Source organism: Flavobacterium saliperosum, assembly GCF_900100625.1.
Taxonomy (GTDB): domain Bacteria; phylum Bacteroidota; class Bacteroidia; order Flavobacteriales; family Flavobacteriaceae; genus Flavobacterium; species Flavobacterium saliperosum.
The window spans coordinates 201,670-217,493 of sequence record NZ_FMTY01000004.1; the positions used below are offsets into that span (position 1 = coordinate 201,670).

Consider the following 15,824-nt stretch of genomic DNA (forward strand, 5'->3'; position numbering starts at 1 on the left):
TAGTTTTTCTAATAGCCCCGATTGCAGTGGATCCCGATTTTTCATCGGGAGGAACGGAAAGCGGGAATAAGGACAACCGATACAGCCCGAAACTCCCGATAGCTATCGGGACGCTCCGGACTAAAAAATTGTGCGGCAAATTTACATTATATTATAAGAAAGTTAAAACTTTGGACGTTATAAAGGTTAAAAACGATTTTCTTTATTATTTTTACGGCTTAATTTAGAGTTATATGGCATCATCCTTCGAGAAGTTTCAAAAAAGACGACTTATTTCTTCTTATTTTTCTGTGGTTTTGAGCATTTTTTTAGTGCTGTTCCTTTTGGGAGCATTGGGCATGTTTGTAATCCATTCCGAAAAAATATCGAACAGTTTTAAAGAGGACATTCCGATGTCGGTTTACTTCAAAGACGAGGCGAACGATACGATTTTGAAGGCTTTCGAGGCGAAACTGAAAAGTTCGGCGTTCGTGAAAGATTTCGTTTTCGTTTCCAAAGATGAGGCGGCCAAAAACAACAAAGACATTGTAGGGGAAGATTTCCTTGAGTTTCTTGGTATGAACCCGCTACCGAATTCGTTCGACATTCACCTGAAAGGAGAATACGTGGAAGCGGCTAAAATCAGACAGATTGAAAGCGACATCAAGACCAATGAAATGGTTACGGAAGTGATTTACGATAAGAAACTGGTGGAATTGGCGAATGAAAACATCAAAAAAATCAGTTTTTGGATTTTGATTATCAGCAGTGTTTTCGGAGTGATTTCGATGTTGTTGATTAACAGTTCGTTGCGTTTGTCGGTGTATTCCAACCGTTTTATCATCAAAACGATGCAAATGGTGGGTGCGACGAAATCGTTCATTCGCAAACCATTCATCTGGAAAAGTATCCGCTTGGGATTAATCGGTGCCGGATTGGCCATCGTGGCGCTTATTGCCTTAACGTTCTATGTGGACGGCTTGTTCCCAAGTCTTGGCATTGCCAAAGATTATGTATCCATGGCGATAATTTCCCTGGGTATTTTGGTTATAGGAATCGTGATTACGTGGATTAGTACGTTCTTCGCAACACAGCGCTTTTTGAATCTGAGAACTGACGATTTATATTAATTTAGAACTTAACAATGAGGATGAGATTGTTTCGTTCCTCGCAATGACAGTATGGAAAACAAACAAAAACCGGACTTTCTTTTTGAAAGCAGCAACTATAAAATTCTTTTAATCGGATTGGGAGTGATTGCGTTAGGGTTTATCCTGATGGCTGGCGGCGGAAGCGATGACCCGAAAGTGTTCAGCGAAGATATTTTCAGTTTCCGCAGAATCCGTTTGGCACCTACGGTGGTTTTAATCGGTTTCGGAATCACGATTTATTCGATTTTTAAGAAAAGTAAACAAATAGACTAACTTAGACCATTTAGAAGATTAGACTCCTTAGACTTTTATCCAAAATCTAAGAAGTCCAAAAATCTAAGAAATCCAATATCTAAGAAGTCTAAGAAAGTCTAAAAAAATGGATCTTTTTCAAGCCCTAATCATTGCCATTATTGAAGGTTTAACCGAATATCTGCCGGTTTCTTCAACAGCCCATATGGTATTTGCCAGTTCGTATTTCGGCATACAGGAAGACGATTTCGTGAAACTGTTTCAGGTTTCCATACAGTTTGGCGCCATTTTGGCGGTAGTCGCTTTGTATTGGAAGAAATTTTTCGATTTCTCCAAGCTGAATTTCTTCATAAAATTAGCCTGTGCCGTAATTCCTGCCTTGGTGTTGGGAAAATTTTTCGACGATAAAATCGAGGCCGTTTTAGGTAACCCGATTCCCATCGCCATTGTATTGATTGTTGGTGGCGTGATTCTGCTTTTCATCGACAGCCGTTTTCAGAACCCAACCATCGCGAATGAAGAAGACATCACCATAAAAAAAGCGGTAACCATCGGTTTATGGCAGTGTTTGGCCATGATGCCCGGTACGAGTCGTTCGGCCGCTTCGATTATTGGCGGAATGCAGCAGGGATTGACCCGTCATGCCGCGGCGGAATTTTCCTTTTTCTTAGCCGTTCCTACCATGTTGGCGGTGACTTGCTATTCGGTTTTCATCAAAACCTACGAGCATTCCCAAATGAAAGGTTACGAACTGATTCTACTATCAGACGAAAATATAAAACTGTTCCTGATTGGCAATGTTGTGGCGTTTATCGTAGCAATATTGGCGATTAAATTTTTCATCGGAATCATCAAACAATACGGTTTCAAACCTTGGGGTTGGTACCGCATTGTGGTTGGCATCGGACTTTTGGTTTACTTCACCTATTTAAAATAATACGCTTTGCTGACTCCCGAAGATTACATAAACGGACAAATTCTGCTGATTGACAAGCCCTTAAAATGGAGCTCCTTTCAGGCGGTGAATAAGTTGAAATATACCTTAATCAACAAATTGGGACTTCCGAAGAAATTCAAGATAGGACACGCGGGAACATTGGATCCGTTGGCGTCCGGCTTACTGATTGTCTGCACCGGAAAATTCACCAAACGCATTACGGAATTGCAGGGAATGCCCAAAGAGTATACGGGAACGTTTCACATCGGTGCCACGACCCCTTCGTATGACCTGGAAACCGAAATCGATGCCACTTTTCCCATCGAACACATTACCCCTGAGCTGATTGAAAAAGCACGACTAAGCTTCGTAGGCGAAATCGACCAGAAACCACCGGTATTTTCGGCTATTAAAAAAGACGGAAAACGCTTGTATGAACACGCCCGCGCCGGAGAAAAAGTGGAAATCGCGCATCGGAAAACCACCATTCATGAATTCGAACTGACCCGAATCGCCTTACCTGAAATTGATTTCCGAGTAGTGTGCAGCAAAGGAACGTACATCCGTTCGCTGGCTTTTGATTTTGGATTGGCATTGGGTTCCGGTTCCCATTTAACGGCCTTACGCCGAACAAAAATTGGCGAATTCTCGGTAGAAAACGCCATCTTAGCAACTGATTTCGAAGCCTCGGTTAGTCCAAAGCAAGCATAATTTTCGTAATTTCTTCCATGGTCGACAACCCTTTATCGTGCAGGTACCATTTCTGCAGTTCGGTTTTAGCCACTTCATTTACGACCCCAAATTTCGCCTTAAATTCTTTGATCAGTCGGGAAGCACCTTCCGGTCTTGGTCCCCACGCCGCTAATACTTCATGGCTGTCTGCATTCAGTATGATCAATTTGGGAATTGCTTTTCCGCCATTGGTTAAAAATTCCTGCATTAGCGAATCGTTTTCATCACGAAAAACAATGTGCAAATCAATTGGGGCTGCAATTTCATCCAGTTTATGCATGATGGGCAACAATTGGGCCGCATCCCCACACCAGCCTTCCGCCAATACCAACCAGATGTATTTTTTGTTCAGATTGGCCAAGGAGCGTTTTACGTCTTCCGGAACGACGATTGTTTTATCCAGACGGTTCATGCGCACTTCGTTCAGCTGACTGTAATGCAGTAAATCTTCCGATTGTTCATTTCCGGACGACTTCCCCTCGCTCAATAACTGGGACACTTTTGCTCTGTAGTCGGCATAATTGCAACTGTTTTGCAAGGCCTGTTGTATGATGAATTTCATTTTTTCTTATTTTAACTACAAAGTTACTTCAAAAATCAGATTCGAAATGTGATAAAAGTCACATTTGAAAGGTCAAAAAGTGTAATTTTATGCCAAAGATTGCAAATGGATTTAAAAACAAAATCATTAGGGTTGGTACTTTCGGGTGGTGGCTCAAAAGGGCTGGCGCACGCCGGAGCCATCAAATTTCTGGAAGAAAAGAACATTCGTCCGAATCACATTGCCGGAACCAGTGCGGGTTCCATAGTCGCGGCTTTATATGCGAACGGAAAGTCCCCCGAAGAAATTCTGAAATTCTTCAAATCCATTTATTTTTTCAACTGGAAACATTTTACGTTTAAAAAGGCAGGAATAATCGACTCGAATGCCTTTAAATTTTACTTCCATGCCATTTTTGGAGAAACGCGCATTGGCGATTTAAAAATTCACACCCACATTACCGCAACCGATCTGGTGAAAGGAAAACTGAAAATTTTCGGCCCCGATACCAAAGTGGTGGACGCCATTTTAGCCTCCTCCTCGTTTCCGGGAGTACTTTCGCCTTATGAAATGAACGGAAAACTGTATAGCGACGGTGGCATTCTCAACCATTTTCCGACCGATATTCTGCAGGGAAGATGTGAAACACTGATTGGTGTTTATGTCAGTCCGATACAAAAAATTGAAGCTAAAGATTTGTCCTCAATCAAAGCCGTAACCACAAGGGCTTTCGACCTGCTATCCGCCAATTCCAATATGCACAAATTCAACATTTGTGACTGGGTTATTGAACCGGAAGAACTCGCCGTTTACAGTACGTTTGAAACCAGCAAAGCCAAAATGGATGCGATTTTCAATATTGGCTACAATGCCGCAAAAAAATCATTCGAAGAACTTGCATTATAATTTTTGGTTTGCCTATTTCAAAAAAACAGATTATAACTATATTTGCACCATTAAACAAAACACCGCAATGAAACGAGGAACCGAGTTCCGTGTGACCATTGAGAAATAACAACAGGCAACAATGAAATACAATAGAATTCTTCTGAAACTGAGTGGCGAAGCACTGATGGGAGACAGACAATACGGAATCGACCCGAAACGCTTAGCTGAATATGCTGCCGAGATAAAAGAAATTCACGACAAAGGCGTTCAGATTGCCATCGTAATCGGAGGCGGAAATATTTTCAGAGGCGTTGCCGGTGCAAGTAACGGAATGGACAGGGTACAAGGCGATTATATGGGAATGCTGGCTACCGTTATTAATGGAATGGCGTTACAAGGCGCTTTGGAGGATGCCGGAATGCAGACCCGTTTGCAAACCGCCTTGAAAATTGAAGCGATTGCCGAACCATACATCAAAAGAAGAGCGGTGCGTCATTTGGAAAAAAACCGAATTGTAATTTTTGGAGCCGGAACCGGGAATCCTTATTTTACAACGGATACGGCAGCCGTTTTGAGAGGAATTGAAGTAGATTGCGACGTAATTTTAAAAGGAACCCGTGTAGACGGGGTTTACGATTCGGATCCGGAGAAAAATGCCGATGCCGTAAAATACGATTACATCACTTTTGACGATGTGTTGAGCAAAGGATTGAATATCATGGATACCACAGCCTTCACCTTGAGTCAGGAAAACAAATTACCGATTATCGTTTTCGACATGAACAAACAAGGCAATTTATTGAAAGTTTGTGAAGGCGCCACCGTAGGAACAACAGTAAATATTTAATATTGATTTATAAAAAATTAGTATCATGACTGAAGAAATCATTTTTATTTTAGATAGCACGAAAGAATCCATGAGTGGTTCTATTGCACACCTGGAAAAATCATTTTTAAACATTCGTGCCGGAAAAGCGTCTCCTCAAATGTTGGGAAGTGTTTTCGTGGATTATTACGGTTCACAAACCCCGCTTTCACAAGTAGCCAATGTGAATACTCCTGATGCGAGAACCATTACGGTTACCCCTTGGGAAAAAAACATGCTGCACCCTATCGAAAAAGCGATTATGATTGCCAATCTTGGTTTTAACCCGATGAACAACGGAGACAACATTATCATCAGCGTTCCGCCATTAACAGAAGAGCGTCGTAAAGAATTGGTCAAACAAGCCAAAGCGGAAGCGGAAGACGCGAAAGTAAGTATCCGTAACGCCCGTAAAGATGCCAATACCGACATCAAGAAATTGGAAAAAGAAGGAACTTCGGAAGACATCTGTAAAACAGCGGAAGACGATGTTCAGAAACTTACCGATCTATACATCAAAAAAATCGATGAGCATTTAGCCATTAAAGAAGCTGAAATCATGAAAGTATAATTTAAGTCCCGATTTTTAATCGGGATTTTTTATTTCATACCTTTACCCTACTTTTGTAACCATTATTCCGAAAGTCCGTCTTATTTTGATGCGAATTTTTCTCTTTCTGTTTTTTACATTCAGCATTTTAGGTAATGCCCAGAACCCCGTTTCCGGAATTGTTCGCAATACCAGCAACAACAAACCATTGCCTTTTGCCACCATTCATCTGAGTAACGGAAAAACCATCATTGTGGATGTCGACGGAAAATTCATTATAGAAAACACCGCCGGCGTTAACAATTTCACGGTTTCCTATACCGGATTTCAGCCGGAAACCATTGTATTAAAAACCAATCAGAAATTTTATTCGGTAAAACTCTCCGAAAAAGCACAGCGACTCAATGAACTGGTCATCGGTGGAAATCCGGCATTGGACATCATCAAAAACACCATCATTTATAAGGACATCAACAATCCGCAGAAAAAACTTAACAGCTTTCAGTTTAAAACCTACAACAAACTCATCATAACCGCCAATCCGGATTCCATCAGAGGAGATATTGATTCCGTTTTTATCTATGAAAAAGTAGGGGCCCGACTTCAGAAACTGGATTCGTCCGATTTCAAATTCAAGAAAATCATTCAGAAACAGCATTTGTATCAAACGGAAAAAGTATCGCACATTCAGTTCAGTCAGCAGCAAGGCATGAAAGAAACCGTTTTGGCCACCCGAATGGCGGGTTTTAAACAACCCATTTACGAGTACATCGGTTTGAAACTGCAATCGTATTCCGTTTACGATGACAAAATCGAACTTTTCGAAACCAAATACCCCAATCCCATTGCCAACGACGCCTTAAGTTACTACAATTACAAAATTCTGGATACCGTATTTTTGGGCAACCGAAAAGCATTCATGATTCATTTCAAGCATAAAAACCAAAACAGAAAGGCGAAACTGGAGGGCATTCTGTACATCGATAAAGAAAGTTTTGCCGTAGCGAAATCCGTATACCGTTCCAAAGGAATTCTCGACATCAGTGCCACCAATTACCTGACGTATTACAAGGAAGACGACACTTGGTTTCCTGAAAAGAACACCTTTAAAATCGTAAAAGGAAGCAACAAGGGAGACGTGAAAATTTTAGGGGAAACCATTAAATTCACACCCGATGAGGAAGAAGTGGAAGACGAAAGCAAAAAACAAAAAAAATCTGCCTCCGATTTCGTGTATATCCTTTCCGAATCCAAAAACTTTGAGACCGAATTCAATACGCCCGTAAAAATCAAACACCAGTACATCGCCATTGACATTAATGAAGATGCGATTTCAAAAAACGAAAGCTACTGGACGCCCTTCCGCAAAGACAGTCTGGATGTAAGAAGCATGAGTACCTACTCCACTTTAGACAGTTTGGTAACCAAAGAAGGATACGAGCAAAAAATTAAAATCGGACGAAAGGTCATCAATGGATTTATTCCTTTAGGTCCGGTCGATCTGGAACTCCGCCAATTGATAAAATACAACAACTACGAAGGATTTCGTTTTGGCTTGGGCGGAATAACCAACGATGGATTTTCAAAAATCATTCGACTGAACGGCTACGGTGCTTATGGTTTAAAAGACGACGGGTTCAAATACAGTGTGGGCCAATCGACACGTATCGGTAATTTTTCAGGTTCCTGGATAAGTGTTTCCTATACCGATGATTTACAGGAAATTGGTAGTACCATTTTTGATATTGACCGGAAACGATTCCGATTGTACGACCCACGGCCTTTCAACTTAACCACGTTTTTCAGTCATAAAACCTGGAAAGCTTTTTTGGAAACCAAAATCATCCCAAAAACGGAAAGTGTCTGGCAACTGACCCAAACGTACATCGACCCTAAATTCGACTATACCTTTCAGGCAGGGGACAAATTCTACAACAATTACAATTTAACAACCGCATCGTTGTCCGTACAATGGAATCCGTTTAGCGATTACATGCAAACCCCATCCGGAAGAATCGAATCGGAAAAAAGATTTCCGAAATTCACATTTCAACTTTCGAATACCTTACCCGGAGTTTTTGGCAATGACCTGAATTTCGGAAAATTTGACTTCCGAACCGAAATCGAAAAAAAATACCTTGACGGGCAGAAAACCTCCTTTCTCTTTCAGGCCGGAATTGCTTTTGGGGATGTGCCCATCACGCATCTTTACAGTATTTCTCCTAACACGCAAGACCGCGACGCCATCCTGCAACGTTTAAACATTACCGGAAAAAACAGTTTTGAAACCATGCGTTTCAATGAATTTTTCTCCAGCGAATACGTGGCACTGCACTTCAAACACGCATTAAGAAAGATAAAACTGTTTAAAAAGGTGAACCCGACAACCGTTCTTGTAACCCGGGCAACAATAGGAGATTCGAAAAAACAGATTAACCACAGCGGCTTTGCCTACAAAACACTGAAAGACGGCTATTTCGAATCGGGATTGGAGTTCAATAACATTTACAACGGATTGGGAATTTCCGGATTCTACCGTTATGGAGACAATGCCTTACCTACATTCAACGACAATATCTCTGTAAAACTAAGTTTTGTCCTTGATTTGGGATTCTAATGAGACGAAACGAATTTCAGCCCCACAATAGACGCAATCAGGGTTGTTAAAAAGAAGACACGCCAGAAATCAGCCGGCTCCTTAAATACGAAAATCCCCACTAAAACCGTCCCTACGGCACCAATTCCTGTCCACACCGCATACGCCGTTCCTATCGGCAATGTTTGTGTCGCCTTATACAAGAGTAACATACTGATGGTCAGACAAACGAAAAAACCGCCCATCCACAAGGTCGATGTTGTTCCCGAAGTTTCTTTGGCTTTACCCAGACAGGAGGCAAAACCCACTTCGAAAAAACCCGCGATAACCAATAAAATCCAGTTCATTGTTGTTGAAATTAATTTACCGGTAAAGATAGTGTTTGAAACCTTAATCTTTTCTAAAATCTGAACTTCAAAAGGTTAAATTCTTCAGCCTTTTTACTACATTTGCAGGCATTTAATTTTTTATTTATTGAAAATTCAGTTTTATCGGAAAATTGAATAAAAAAACAATCTAAAAATGAAACACACCAAAGTTAAAGACCTGCTAAACAGCGCGCCGGGACTGCATGAAGTAAAAGCAAAAGGATGGGTTAGAACATTTAGAAACAATCAATTTATCGCGTTGAACGACGGTTCAACCATCAATAATATTCAGTGTGTGGTTGATTTTGCAAACACACCCGAAGAAACCTTAAAAAGAATCACAACCGGAGCCGCAGTTTGTGTGGTAGGAACTTTGGCCGAAAGTCAGGGTGCCGGGCAAAAAGTGGAGATTCAGGTTTCCAAAATCGAAATTTTAGGCGATTCGGATGCCGAAAAATATCCGATGCAACCTAAAAAACACTCTTTGGAATTCCTTAGAGAGAATGCGCATTTACGAATCCGCACCAATGCTTTTGGCGCCATCATGCGTGTGCGTTCCACATTAGCGTTTGCGGTACACCAATATTTTCAGGAAAAAGGCTTTTTCTATGTAAACACGCCAATCATTACCGGTTCGGATGCGGAAGGTGCTGGAGAAATGTTCAAAGTAACCGCGTTACCCTTCGATGGAACACCGAGAACCGAAGACGGAAAAGTAAATTACAAAGAAGATTTCTTCGGAAAAGAAACCAACCTAACCGTTTCCGGACAGTTGGAAGGTGAAACCTATGCGATGGCTTTGGGTCAGATTTACACCTTCGGACCAACATTCCGTGCGGAAAACTCGAACACCTCCCGTCACTTGGCAGAATTCTGGATGATTGAGCCGGAAGTGGCGTTCAACAATTTGGCAGACAATATGGATTTGGCGGAAGATTTCATCAAATACGTAATCAAATATACGGTGGACAAATGCGGCGACGATTTGAAATTCTTAGAACAACGTTTGTTGGAAGAAGAAAAATCAAAACCTCAGGCCGACCGAAGCGAAATGGCTTTATTGGAGAAACTGAGCTTCGTTATGGACAACAACTTCAAACGGGTTTCGTACACCGAAGCGGTTGACATTTTGAAAAATTCGAAACCGAATAAAAACAAAAAATTCCAATACCCTATCGACGATTGGGGTGTGGATTTACAAAGTGAGCACGAACGTTTCCTGGTGGAAAAACACTTCAAATGTCCGGTAATTCTTTTCGATTATCCGGCGAACATCAAAGCGTTCTACATGCGTTTGAATGACAATACGGAACCTGGCAAAGAAACCGTACGCGCGATGGACATCCTGTTCCCGGGCATCGGAGAAATTGTAGGTGGTTCCCAGAGAGAAGAGCGTTACGATGTGCTTTTGGAAAAAATGAAAGTGTTGGGCATCGACGAAAAAGAATTGTACTGGTATTTGGACACCAGACGTTTCGGAAGTGCGGTTCACTCCGGATTCGGATTAGGTTTCGAACGTTTGGTATTGTTCGTAACGGGCATGACCAACATCCGTGATGTAATTCCGTTCCCAAGAACACCGCAAAACGCCGAGTTCTAATAAAAATTTAGTTTATAGTTTACAGTTCCAAGTTTCGGGTTTTTTATTAACTTTAGGCTTGGAACTTTTACATAAAACCCACTGTAAATGCTCAAACAGAATCTACAATTCAAGTTATCCCAAAAATTATCGCCTCAGCAAATCCAACTGATGAAGCTGATTCAATTGCCTACACAAGCTTTTGAACAACGTCTGAAAGAGGAATTGGTGGAGAACCCCGCTTTGGAAGCCGGCAAGGAAGAATCGTTGGAAAGTGACGAATACGAAACGGAAGACGAGTACGATGACTATGATGATTTTGACAACGAGAAAATCGATACCGATGAAATCAACATCGACGAGTACCTGAGCAACGACGAAACACCCGATTACAAACTTCAGGCGAACAACTACAGCGATGACGATGAAGACCGAAGCCTGCCTTTCGCTGCACCGGTTAGTTTTCACCAGGATTTGATCAATCAGCTGAATACGTTTATCCTGTCGGAAGACGAACGCGAAATTGCCGAATTTTTGGTAGGAAGCATTGACGACATGGGGTACATCCGCAGAACCGTTCAGGATATTGTGGATGATATGGCGTTTACTCAGGGGATTTATACTGACGAGAAAAACGTGGAGCGCATTTTACATATCATTCACCAACTGGAACCTACCGGTGTGGGCGCACGTGACTTACAGGAATGTTTGCTGTTACAATTGCGTCACAAAACCCCAACAGATTCAGTGAGTCTGGCTATTTCCATTATCGAGCAGCAGTTTGACGCATTCACGAAAAAACACTACGATAAATTATTACAGAAATTTGACGTTTCCCAGGAACAGTTGCGCAAAGCGATTGACGAAATCGAAAAACTGAACCCAAAACCGGGCGGATCCTTCGAGAGCAGTTCCAAAACCGTGGAGCATGTGGTGCCCGATTTCGCAATACGTGTGGTGGACGGTGAATTACAACTGACCATTAACGGAAGAAATGCACCGGAATTGCACGTTTCCAAAGATTATCAGGAAATGCTGCAAACGTATAAGGATTCGAGAGAAAAATCGAATTCCCAAAAAGATGCCGTGCAGTTCATCAAACAGAAACTGGATTCGGCGAAATGGTTTATCGATGCCATCAAACAGCGTAACGAAACGCTTTTGGTTACGATGAACGCGATTATGCATTACCAGCAGGAGTATTTCATCGACGGGGACGAATCGAAACTGAAACCCATGATTCTGAAAGACATCGCCGACATGATTGGCCTTGACATTTCCACCATTTCCCGAGTAGCGAACAGTAAGTACGTAGAAACACCTTACGGAACAAAACTGATTAAGGAATTCTTCTCGGAAGCGATGAAAAACGATCAGGGCGAAGACGTTTCTACGATAGAAATCAAAAAAATTCTAAAAACGGTCATTGAAGAAGAAGACAAACAAAAACCGTTACCGGATGATAAATTAGCCGAAATCCTAAAAGAAAAAGGCTATCCGATTGCCCGACGCACCATTGCGAAATACCGTGAACTGATGGATATCCCGGTAGCCCGTATGCGCAAGAAAATTTAAGTAGCCCGACAAAAAAGACGAAAACCGCCCAGACCTGATGGAAGCGGCATCCTCCCGCCCTGGCGGGAGATAAAGCGCACAGCAGGAACTGCGAAACCAAACCGTCGCGAACCATTCGCTTCAAAAACTAAAAAAATGGATTTAAAAAAGATACTTCCTTTCTTTTCCTATCTCTTTCATCCGTTGTTCGTTTCGGTGTATGCGGCCTTGTTTTACTTTTTTGTCACCAAGGATTTTTTCTATCCGTATGAAATCTTTCTGATTTTATTCCAGATTGCCATACTGACGGTATTTTTACCGATTTCGATGTATTTCCTTTTAAAGTCGTTGGGTCTGGCAAAATCCAGCATCATGCTGCATGAGAAAAAAGAGCGGCGTTTGCCTCTGGCTTTTCAGGCGATGTTTTATCTGGTATTGATTGAACACAGTTTTTCTACGGTAGTGGTTCCCGAATTATACTATTTCTTTCTCGGGGCATTAATCAGCACGATTTTAACCTTAGTGCTTATTGTGCTCCATTTTAAAGCCAGCATCCACATGATTGCCATTACCGGCATGACCTTGTTTATCATGGCGATTTCGATTCACTATGGCATTCCGTTTGTGAGCTTAGTGGCTTTTTCTATCGTAATGATTGGTTTTGTGGCGTCGTCCCGTTTGTACATGCAGGCGCATACGATGCGGGAATTGCTGGTGGGAATTCTTGTGGGCGCACTCCCTCAGATTGCGCTTTGGTATTTTTGGCTATAAAATATAAAACATGAAGCCGATGTTCAGATCCGACAGTTTCGAACCGTTTTTAAATATCGGATTCAAACCGTAATAGACGTGAATATTCCAGGTATTGTATCCGGTGGACATGTACATGCCGTATTGCCATTTATTGATGTTGTCGTCAACGTTTGAGGACTCACTGCCTATGGAGGCCGATTCCAATTTTAAATTTGTACTTAAGATATAACGCGCTTTAAAACCGGTATAGACTCTCCAAAATTTATGACTGTCGTAGCTCGCATTGCGCCAGCGGATTTCCAACGGAATTTCGATACTGTGTGATACTATTTTCGTCTTAACCTCTTCGGCCGGAACCGGTGGATTTTCAGGGAAAAGATCGTCGGTACTGATAAACTGTTTGATGTTGTTATAGGAATATCCGATACCGGGAGCAATAGCCCAATGGCGGTTTTTGGAAATCGGGAAATCCCTCAGAAAACCGGCAGAAATACTGGGAGAAAACGAAAACTGCTTAAAACCCGCCGGACTGTTCTGAACCAAATTGTAACTTAACGCCACATAAAACTGATCTTCTCTGAAAAGCGAATCGACGACTTTCAGATTTTCTGTTTTCGTTTCATTGGAACCTGTTTCCTGAGAAAAAAGGAGAAAAGGAGTAATGACAAATAAAGCCAACAATAAAAACTTATGCATACTGTTTGATTTTCTGTACTAAGGTAATAAAAAAAGGCAATCCGTAGATTGCCTTTTAAAATTTAGCAGAGAGGAAGGGATTCGAACCCTCGATACAGTTACCCATATACTAGCTTTCCAGGCTAGCTCCTTCAACCACTCGGACACCTCTCTAAATTCAGATTGCGAAATAACGATTTTATTTTGTTATTTCGAAGCTTTATTTCAAAAATTTTTACGTTAATTCTCCTCGTATAGCGGTTTCAAAAACCGTTTTAAATACGGACGGCGCAACTTGCTGACCCAGAAGGTACATCAACTTCGTAATGGCGGCTTCGGTGGTTATGTCGTGACCCGAAATCACTCCGATTTTTTTCAGTTGCATTCCGGTTTCGTATTTCCCCATATTCACACTTCCTCCGGAACATTGGGTTACGTTGACCACATGAAGCCCTTTTTTAATGGCTTTTTTCAGAATGGCAATGAACCACTCTTCTGTGGGCGCATTCCCCGAACCATAGGTTTCCAGCACGACCCCTTTTAAATTTGGGATGTGCAGAATGGCATACAAAACGCTTTCGTTGATTCCCGGAAACATTTTTACCACCACAACATTATCGTCAAATGTTTTGTTGATCTTTAATTTTTTACCGGGTGCTTTTTTCAGCAACAACTCCGTATTCACTTTCAAATCCACTCCAGACTCGGCAAGTTCCGGATAATTGGGCGAGGCGAAAGCATTAAAATGTTCCGCACTGATTTTGGTCGTACGGTTGCCGCGGTATAATTTGTATTCGAAATAGAGTCCGACTTCGGAAACCACTGGCTTGTTTTTATTTTGCAAAGACGCAATTTGAATGGCGGTAATCAGGTTTTCTTTCGCATCGGTGCGCAAGTCGCCAATTGGTAACTGCGAGCCGGTAAAAATGACCGGTTTGGTCAAATTTTCAAGCATAAAACTCAAAGCAGAGGCCGAATACGACATCGTATCCGAACCGTGGAGCACCACAAAACCATCAAAAGTATCGTAATGTTCTTCAATAGCTTCGGCAATCGCCACCCATTTTTCCGGATTCATATTGGAAGAGTCAATTGGCTCTTTGAACGAAAAGGTTTCAATGTGGCAGTCCAATAATTTTAACTCGGGAATGTTGTGCAATAATTCGTCGAAGTTGAACGCTTTAAGCACGCCACTTTCGGAATCCTTTACCATTCCGATAGTTCCTCCGGTATAGACCAATAATATTCTCGGCTTAGTTGACATTCTGATATTTCAATTTATTAACTACCGGATTGGCATACATAGCTAAAAAACTGTCTTTCAAAGCATTCACTTCGCTTCCCAAACGCATTTCCAGTCGGCGTTCAAAAAGCTGCTTCTCTTTTTCGGTATATTGATTTGAGAATTCATCGGTATTGTTAATCAAATCGTATGCGATAAAATTCGTGGGCCATAGTTTATACGTCGACAAAATCGAATCGTCAATTACCTGTGCCAACGCCTGAATCTGTTTGTTATTGTTGTCGTTTTCAGCCGAAATCTTATCCAGTTCCTTGTCCAGAACATCGCCCACATGAATGTGAATTCGTTTTTTCTGACCGATGATGCCGCTGATTAACGTGATAAAATCCTCGTTTTTCTCCTTGATATAGATTTCGTCGTTGGCTTCTGCCATGATTTGCGGCATTTTCAGGGCGTCTGTAGGATCGTATTCATAGGAAATGGAAACCGGAACAATCTTAATTTTCTTAAAATAGTTCATCAGGTTTTTTTCATCCGAAGCCATCGCCAACATCTTCAACACCCCTTGGTGTGTGGCATCATTCCCGTCTTTGGTTCTTCCTTCACGCTGCGCAATCCAAACCGAACGGTTCTCTTTGGAAAGCAAATGATAGATGAATTCCGACATCAGTTTCGAACTCTGTAACAACTCTCTTGGCGACAATCCCCGGCGTACCAGAAAATTTCGATTTAACTTAGAAAGTGTCAACAAAAAGGATTTCTGCACCAGATTGTCTCCGATAGCGGAAGCCGTCATTATCAATCCGTGATCGAACAGGCTGACATTCAACAACGACGTGTCCAGAATAATATCGCGGTGATTGGAGATGAAAAGATAAGAGGTATTGGGTTCCAATTTCTCAAAACCCGACGTTGTCAGTCCGTCCGAACTGCGTTCCAAAACGCGCTGAATGGACTGATAAATGAAATTAACCTGAAAATCACGAATGGAATGTGTTCTTTTCAACTGTTCCATCCAAACTGATTCTTCCACATCGGGAAAAGTAAAACTCATCAGCGCCTTCATCATGGGATGATTCGCAACGCTTTGAATGGCTGTATTTACTTCGCTGTCATAAAACTGGCGAATCGAGTCGAACTTTGGCATTAGTTAATTTTTAA

General features: G+C 41.7%; 16 protein-coding genes and 1 tRNA gene. 11 read left to right on the forward strand and 6 right to left on the reverse strand.

Annotated features, from left to right (window positions below):
* Nucleotides 1-233 precede the first annotated feature (233 nt).
* From BLQ05_RS09540 to truB, 4 genes are all read left to right on the forward strand, one after another.
* Nucleotides 234-1,109, forward strand: a complete 876-nt coding sequence (locus tag BLQ05_RS09540; RefSeq protein ID WP_023576086.1) for a cell division protein FtsX — start codon at nucleotides 234-236, stop codon at nucleotides 1,107-1,109.
* 51 nt (nucleotides 1,110-1,160) lie between these two features.
* Nucleotides 1,161-1,403 (forward strand): DUF3098 domain-containing protein, encoded by a 243-nt coding sequence (locus tag BLQ05_RS09545; protein WP_023576087.1) that lies wholly within the window; start codon nucleotides 1,161-1,163, stop codon nucleotides 1,401-1,403.
* Nucleotides 1,404-1,509: 106 nt separating this feature from the next.
* Entirely contained in the window at nucleotides 1,510-2,319 is an 810-nt protein-coding gene (locus BLQ05_RS09550) for an undecaprenyl-diphosphate phosphatase (protein WP_023576088.1), read from the forward strand.
* Nucleotides 2,320-2,328: 9 nt separating this feature from the next.
* The gene (gene truB / locus BLQ05_RS09555) at nucleotides 2,329-3,030 is read left to right on the forward strand and encodes a tRNA pseudouridine(55) synthase TruB (protein ID WP_035654332.1); all 702 of its coding nucleotides are present in this window, start codon (nucleotides 2,329-2,331) and stop codon (nucleotides 3,028-3,030) included.
* Here the strand turns inward: truB and BLQ05_RS09560 are convergent.
* A complete protein-coding gene (locus tag BLQ05_RS09560) occupies nucleotides 3,011-3,613 on the reverse strand; it encodes a thioredoxin family protein (protein WP_023576090.1) in 603 nt (200 codons plus the stop codon). The genes truB and BLQ05_RS09560 overlap by 20 nt on opposite strands.
* Before the next feature lie 105 nt (nucleotides 3,614-3,718).
* On the opposite strand from BLQ05_RS09560, the gene BLQ05_RS09565 reads away from it, so the two are divergent.
* The 4 genes from BLQ05_RS09565 (at nucleotide 3,719) to BLQ05_RS09580 (ending at nucleotide 8,512) form a co-directional block, all read left to right on the forward strand.
* The gene (locus BLQ05_RS09565; RefSeq protein WP_023576091.1) at nucleotides 3,719-4,498 is read left to right on the forward strand and encodes a patatin-like phospholipase family protein; all 780 of its coding nucleotides are present in this window, start codon (nucleotides 3,719-3,721) and stop codon (nucleotides 4,496-4,498) included.
* A 121-nt stretch (nucleotides 4,499-4,619) separates the two neighbouring features.
* Nucleotides 4,620-5,327, forward strand: coding sequence for a UMP kinase (gene pyrH / locus BLQ05_RS09570; protein WP_023576092.1), 708 nt, complete (start codon nucleotides 4,620-4,622; stop codon nucleotides 5,325-5,327).
* A 25-nt stretch (nucleotides 5,328-5,352) separates the two neighbouring features.
* On the forward strand, nucleotides 5,353-5,916 hold the full coding sequence (frr, locus tag BLQ05_RS09575) for a ribosome recycling factor (protein WP_023576093.1): 564 nt from the start codon (nucleotides 5,353-5,355) through the stop codon (nucleotides 5,914-5,916).
* Between the two features lie 88 nt (nucleotides 5,917-6,004).
* On the forward strand, nucleotides 6,005-8,512 hold the full coding sequence (locus BLQ05_RS09580) for a DUF5686 family protein (protein ID WP_023576094.1): 2,508 nt from the start codon (nucleotides 6,005-6,007) through the stop codon (nucleotides 8,510-8,512).
* Here the strand turns inward: BLQ05_RS09580 and BLQ05_RS09585 are convergent.
* A complete protein-coding gene (locus tag BLQ05_RS09585) occupies nucleotides 8,509-8,838 on the reverse strand; it encodes a DMT family transporter (protein WP_023576095.1) in 330 nt (109 codons plus the stop codon). The two genes, BLQ05_RS09580 and BLQ05_RS09585, sit on opposite strands and share 4 nt — an antisense overlap.
* A 175-nt stretch (nucleotides 8,839-9,013) precedes the next feature.
* On the opposite strand from BLQ05_RS09585, the gene asnS reads away from it, so the two are divergent.
* The 3 genes from asnS to BLQ05_RS09600 all read left to right on the forward strand — a co-directional run bounded on the left by asnS (nucleotide 9,014) and on the right by BLQ05_RS09600 (nucleotide 12,763).
* Nucleotides 9,014-10,459, forward strand: coding sequence for an asparagine--tRNA ligase (gene asnS / locus BLQ05_RS09590; RefSeq protein ID WP_023576096.1), 1,446 nt, complete (start codon nucleotides 9,014-9,016; stop codon nucleotides 10,457-10,459).
* Between the two features lie 87 nt (nucleotides 10,460-10,546).
* Nucleotides 10,547-12,013 (forward strand): RNA polymerase factor sigma-54, encoded by a 1,467-nt coding sequence (rpoN, locus tag BLQ05_RS09595; protein ID WP_023576097.1) that lies wholly within the window; start codon nucleotides 10,547-10,549, stop codon nucleotides 12,011-12,013.
* Nucleotides 12,014-12,148: 135 nt separating this feature from the next.
* Complete coding sequence (locus BLQ05_RS09600; protein ID WP_023576098.1) at nucleotides 12,149-12,763, forward strand: hypothetical protein; 615 nt, start codon at nucleotides 12,149-12,151, stop codon at nucleotides 12,761-12,763.
* On the opposite strand, the gene BLQ05_RS09605 is transcribed toward BLQ05_RS09600, so the two are convergent.
* The 4 genes from BLQ05_RS09605 to BLQ05_RS09620 all read right to left on the reverse strand — a co-directional run bounded on the left by BLQ05_RS09605 (nucleotide 12,758) and on the right by BLQ05_RS09620 (nucleotide 15,810).
* A complete protein-coding gene (locus tag BLQ05_RS09605) occupies nucleotides 12,758-13,441 on the reverse strand; it encodes a porin family protein (protein WP_023576099.1) in 684 nt (227 codons plus the stop codon). The genes BLQ05_RS09600 and BLQ05_RS09605 overlap by 6 nt on opposite strands.
* 66 nt (nucleotides 13,442-13,507) lie before the next feature.
* Nucleotides 13,508-13,594: transfer RNA gene (locus BLQ05_RS09610), tRNA-Ser, on the reverse strand.
* Nucleotides 13,595-13,655: 61 nt separating this feature from the next.
* The gene (locus BLQ05_RS09615) at nucleotides 13,656-14,684 is read right to left on the reverse strand and encodes an asparaginase (protein ID WP_035654280.1); all 1,029 of its coding nucleotides are present in this window, start codon (nucleotides 14,682-14,684) and stop codon (nucleotides 13,656-13,658) included.
* Complete coding sequence (locus BLQ05_RS09620; protein ID WP_023576101.1) at nucleotides 14,674-15,810, reverse strand: 1-acyl-sn-glycerol-3-phosphate acyltransferase; 1,137 nt, start codon at nucleotides 15,808-15,810, stop codon at nucleotides 14,674-14,676. Before BLQ05_RS09620 ends, BLQ05_RS09615 begins: the two co-directional genes overlap by 11 nt.
* Nucleotides 15,811-15,824 lie beyond the last annotated feature (14 nt).

Excerpts from the sequence above, each read along its gene's own strand:
- BLQ05_RS09540 (WP_023576086.1), top strand. The coding sequence starts at position 234 with ATGGCATCATCCTTCGAGAAGTTTCAAAAAAGACGACTTATTTCTTCT.
- BLQ05_RS09545 (WP_023576087.1), top strand. The coding sequence starts at position 1,161 with ATGGAAAACAAACAAAAACCGGACTTTCTTTTTGAAAGCAGCAACTAT.
- BLQ05_RS09550 (WP_023576088.1), top strand. The coding sequence starts at position 1,510 with ATGGATCTTTTTCAAGCCCTAATCATTGCCATTATTGAAGGTTTAACC.
- BLQ05_RS09560 (WP_023576090.1), bottom strand. The coding sequence starts at position 3,613 with ATGAAATTCATCATACAACAGGCCTTGCAAAACAGTTGCAATTATGCC.
- BLQ05_RS09565 (WP_023576091.1), top strand. The coding sequence starts at position 3,719 with ATGGATTTAAAAACAAAATCATTAGGGTTGGTACTTTCGGGTGGTGGC.
- pyrH (WP_023576092.1), top strand. The coding sequence starts at position 4,620 with ATGAAATACAATAGAATTCTTCTGAAACTGAGTGGCGAAGCACTGATG.
- frr (WP_023576093.1), top strand. The coding sequence starts at position 5,353 with ATGACTGAAGAAATCATTTTTATTTTAGATAGCACGAAAGAATCCATG.
- BLQ05_RS09580 (WP_023576094.1), top strand. The coding sequence starts at position 6,005 with ATGCGAATTTTTCTCTTTCTGTTTTTTACATTCAGCATTTTAGGTAAT.
- BLQ05_RS09585 (WP_023576095.1), bottom strand. The coding sequence starts at position 8,838 with ATGAACTGGATTTTATTGGTTATCGCGGGTTTTTTCGAAGTGGGTTTT.
- asnS (WP_023576096.1), top strand. The coding sequence starts at position 9,014 with ATGAAACACACCAAAGTTAAAGACCTGCTAAACAGCGCGCCGGGACTG.
- rpoN (WP_023576097.1), top strand. The coding sequence starts at position 10,547 with ATGCTCAAACAGAATCTACAATTCAAGTTATCCCAAAAATTATCGCCT.
- BLQ05_RS09600 (WP_023576098.1), top strand. The coding sequence starts at position 12,149 with ATGGATTTAAAAAAGATACTTCCTTTCTTTTCCTATCTCTTTCATCCG.
- BLQ05_RS09605 (WP_023576099.1), bottom strand. The coding sequence starts at position 13,441 with ATGCATAAGTTTTTATTGTTGGCTTTATTTGTCATTACTCCTTTTCTC.
- BLQ05_RS09615 (WP_035654280.1), bottom strand. The coding sequence starts at position 14,684 with ATGTCAACTAAGCCGAGAATATTATTGGTCTATACCGGAGGAACTATC.
- BLQ05_RS09620 (WP_023576101.1), bottom strand. The coding sequence starts at position 15,810 with ATGCCAAAGTTCGACTCGATTCGCCAGTTTTATGACAGCGAAGTAAAT.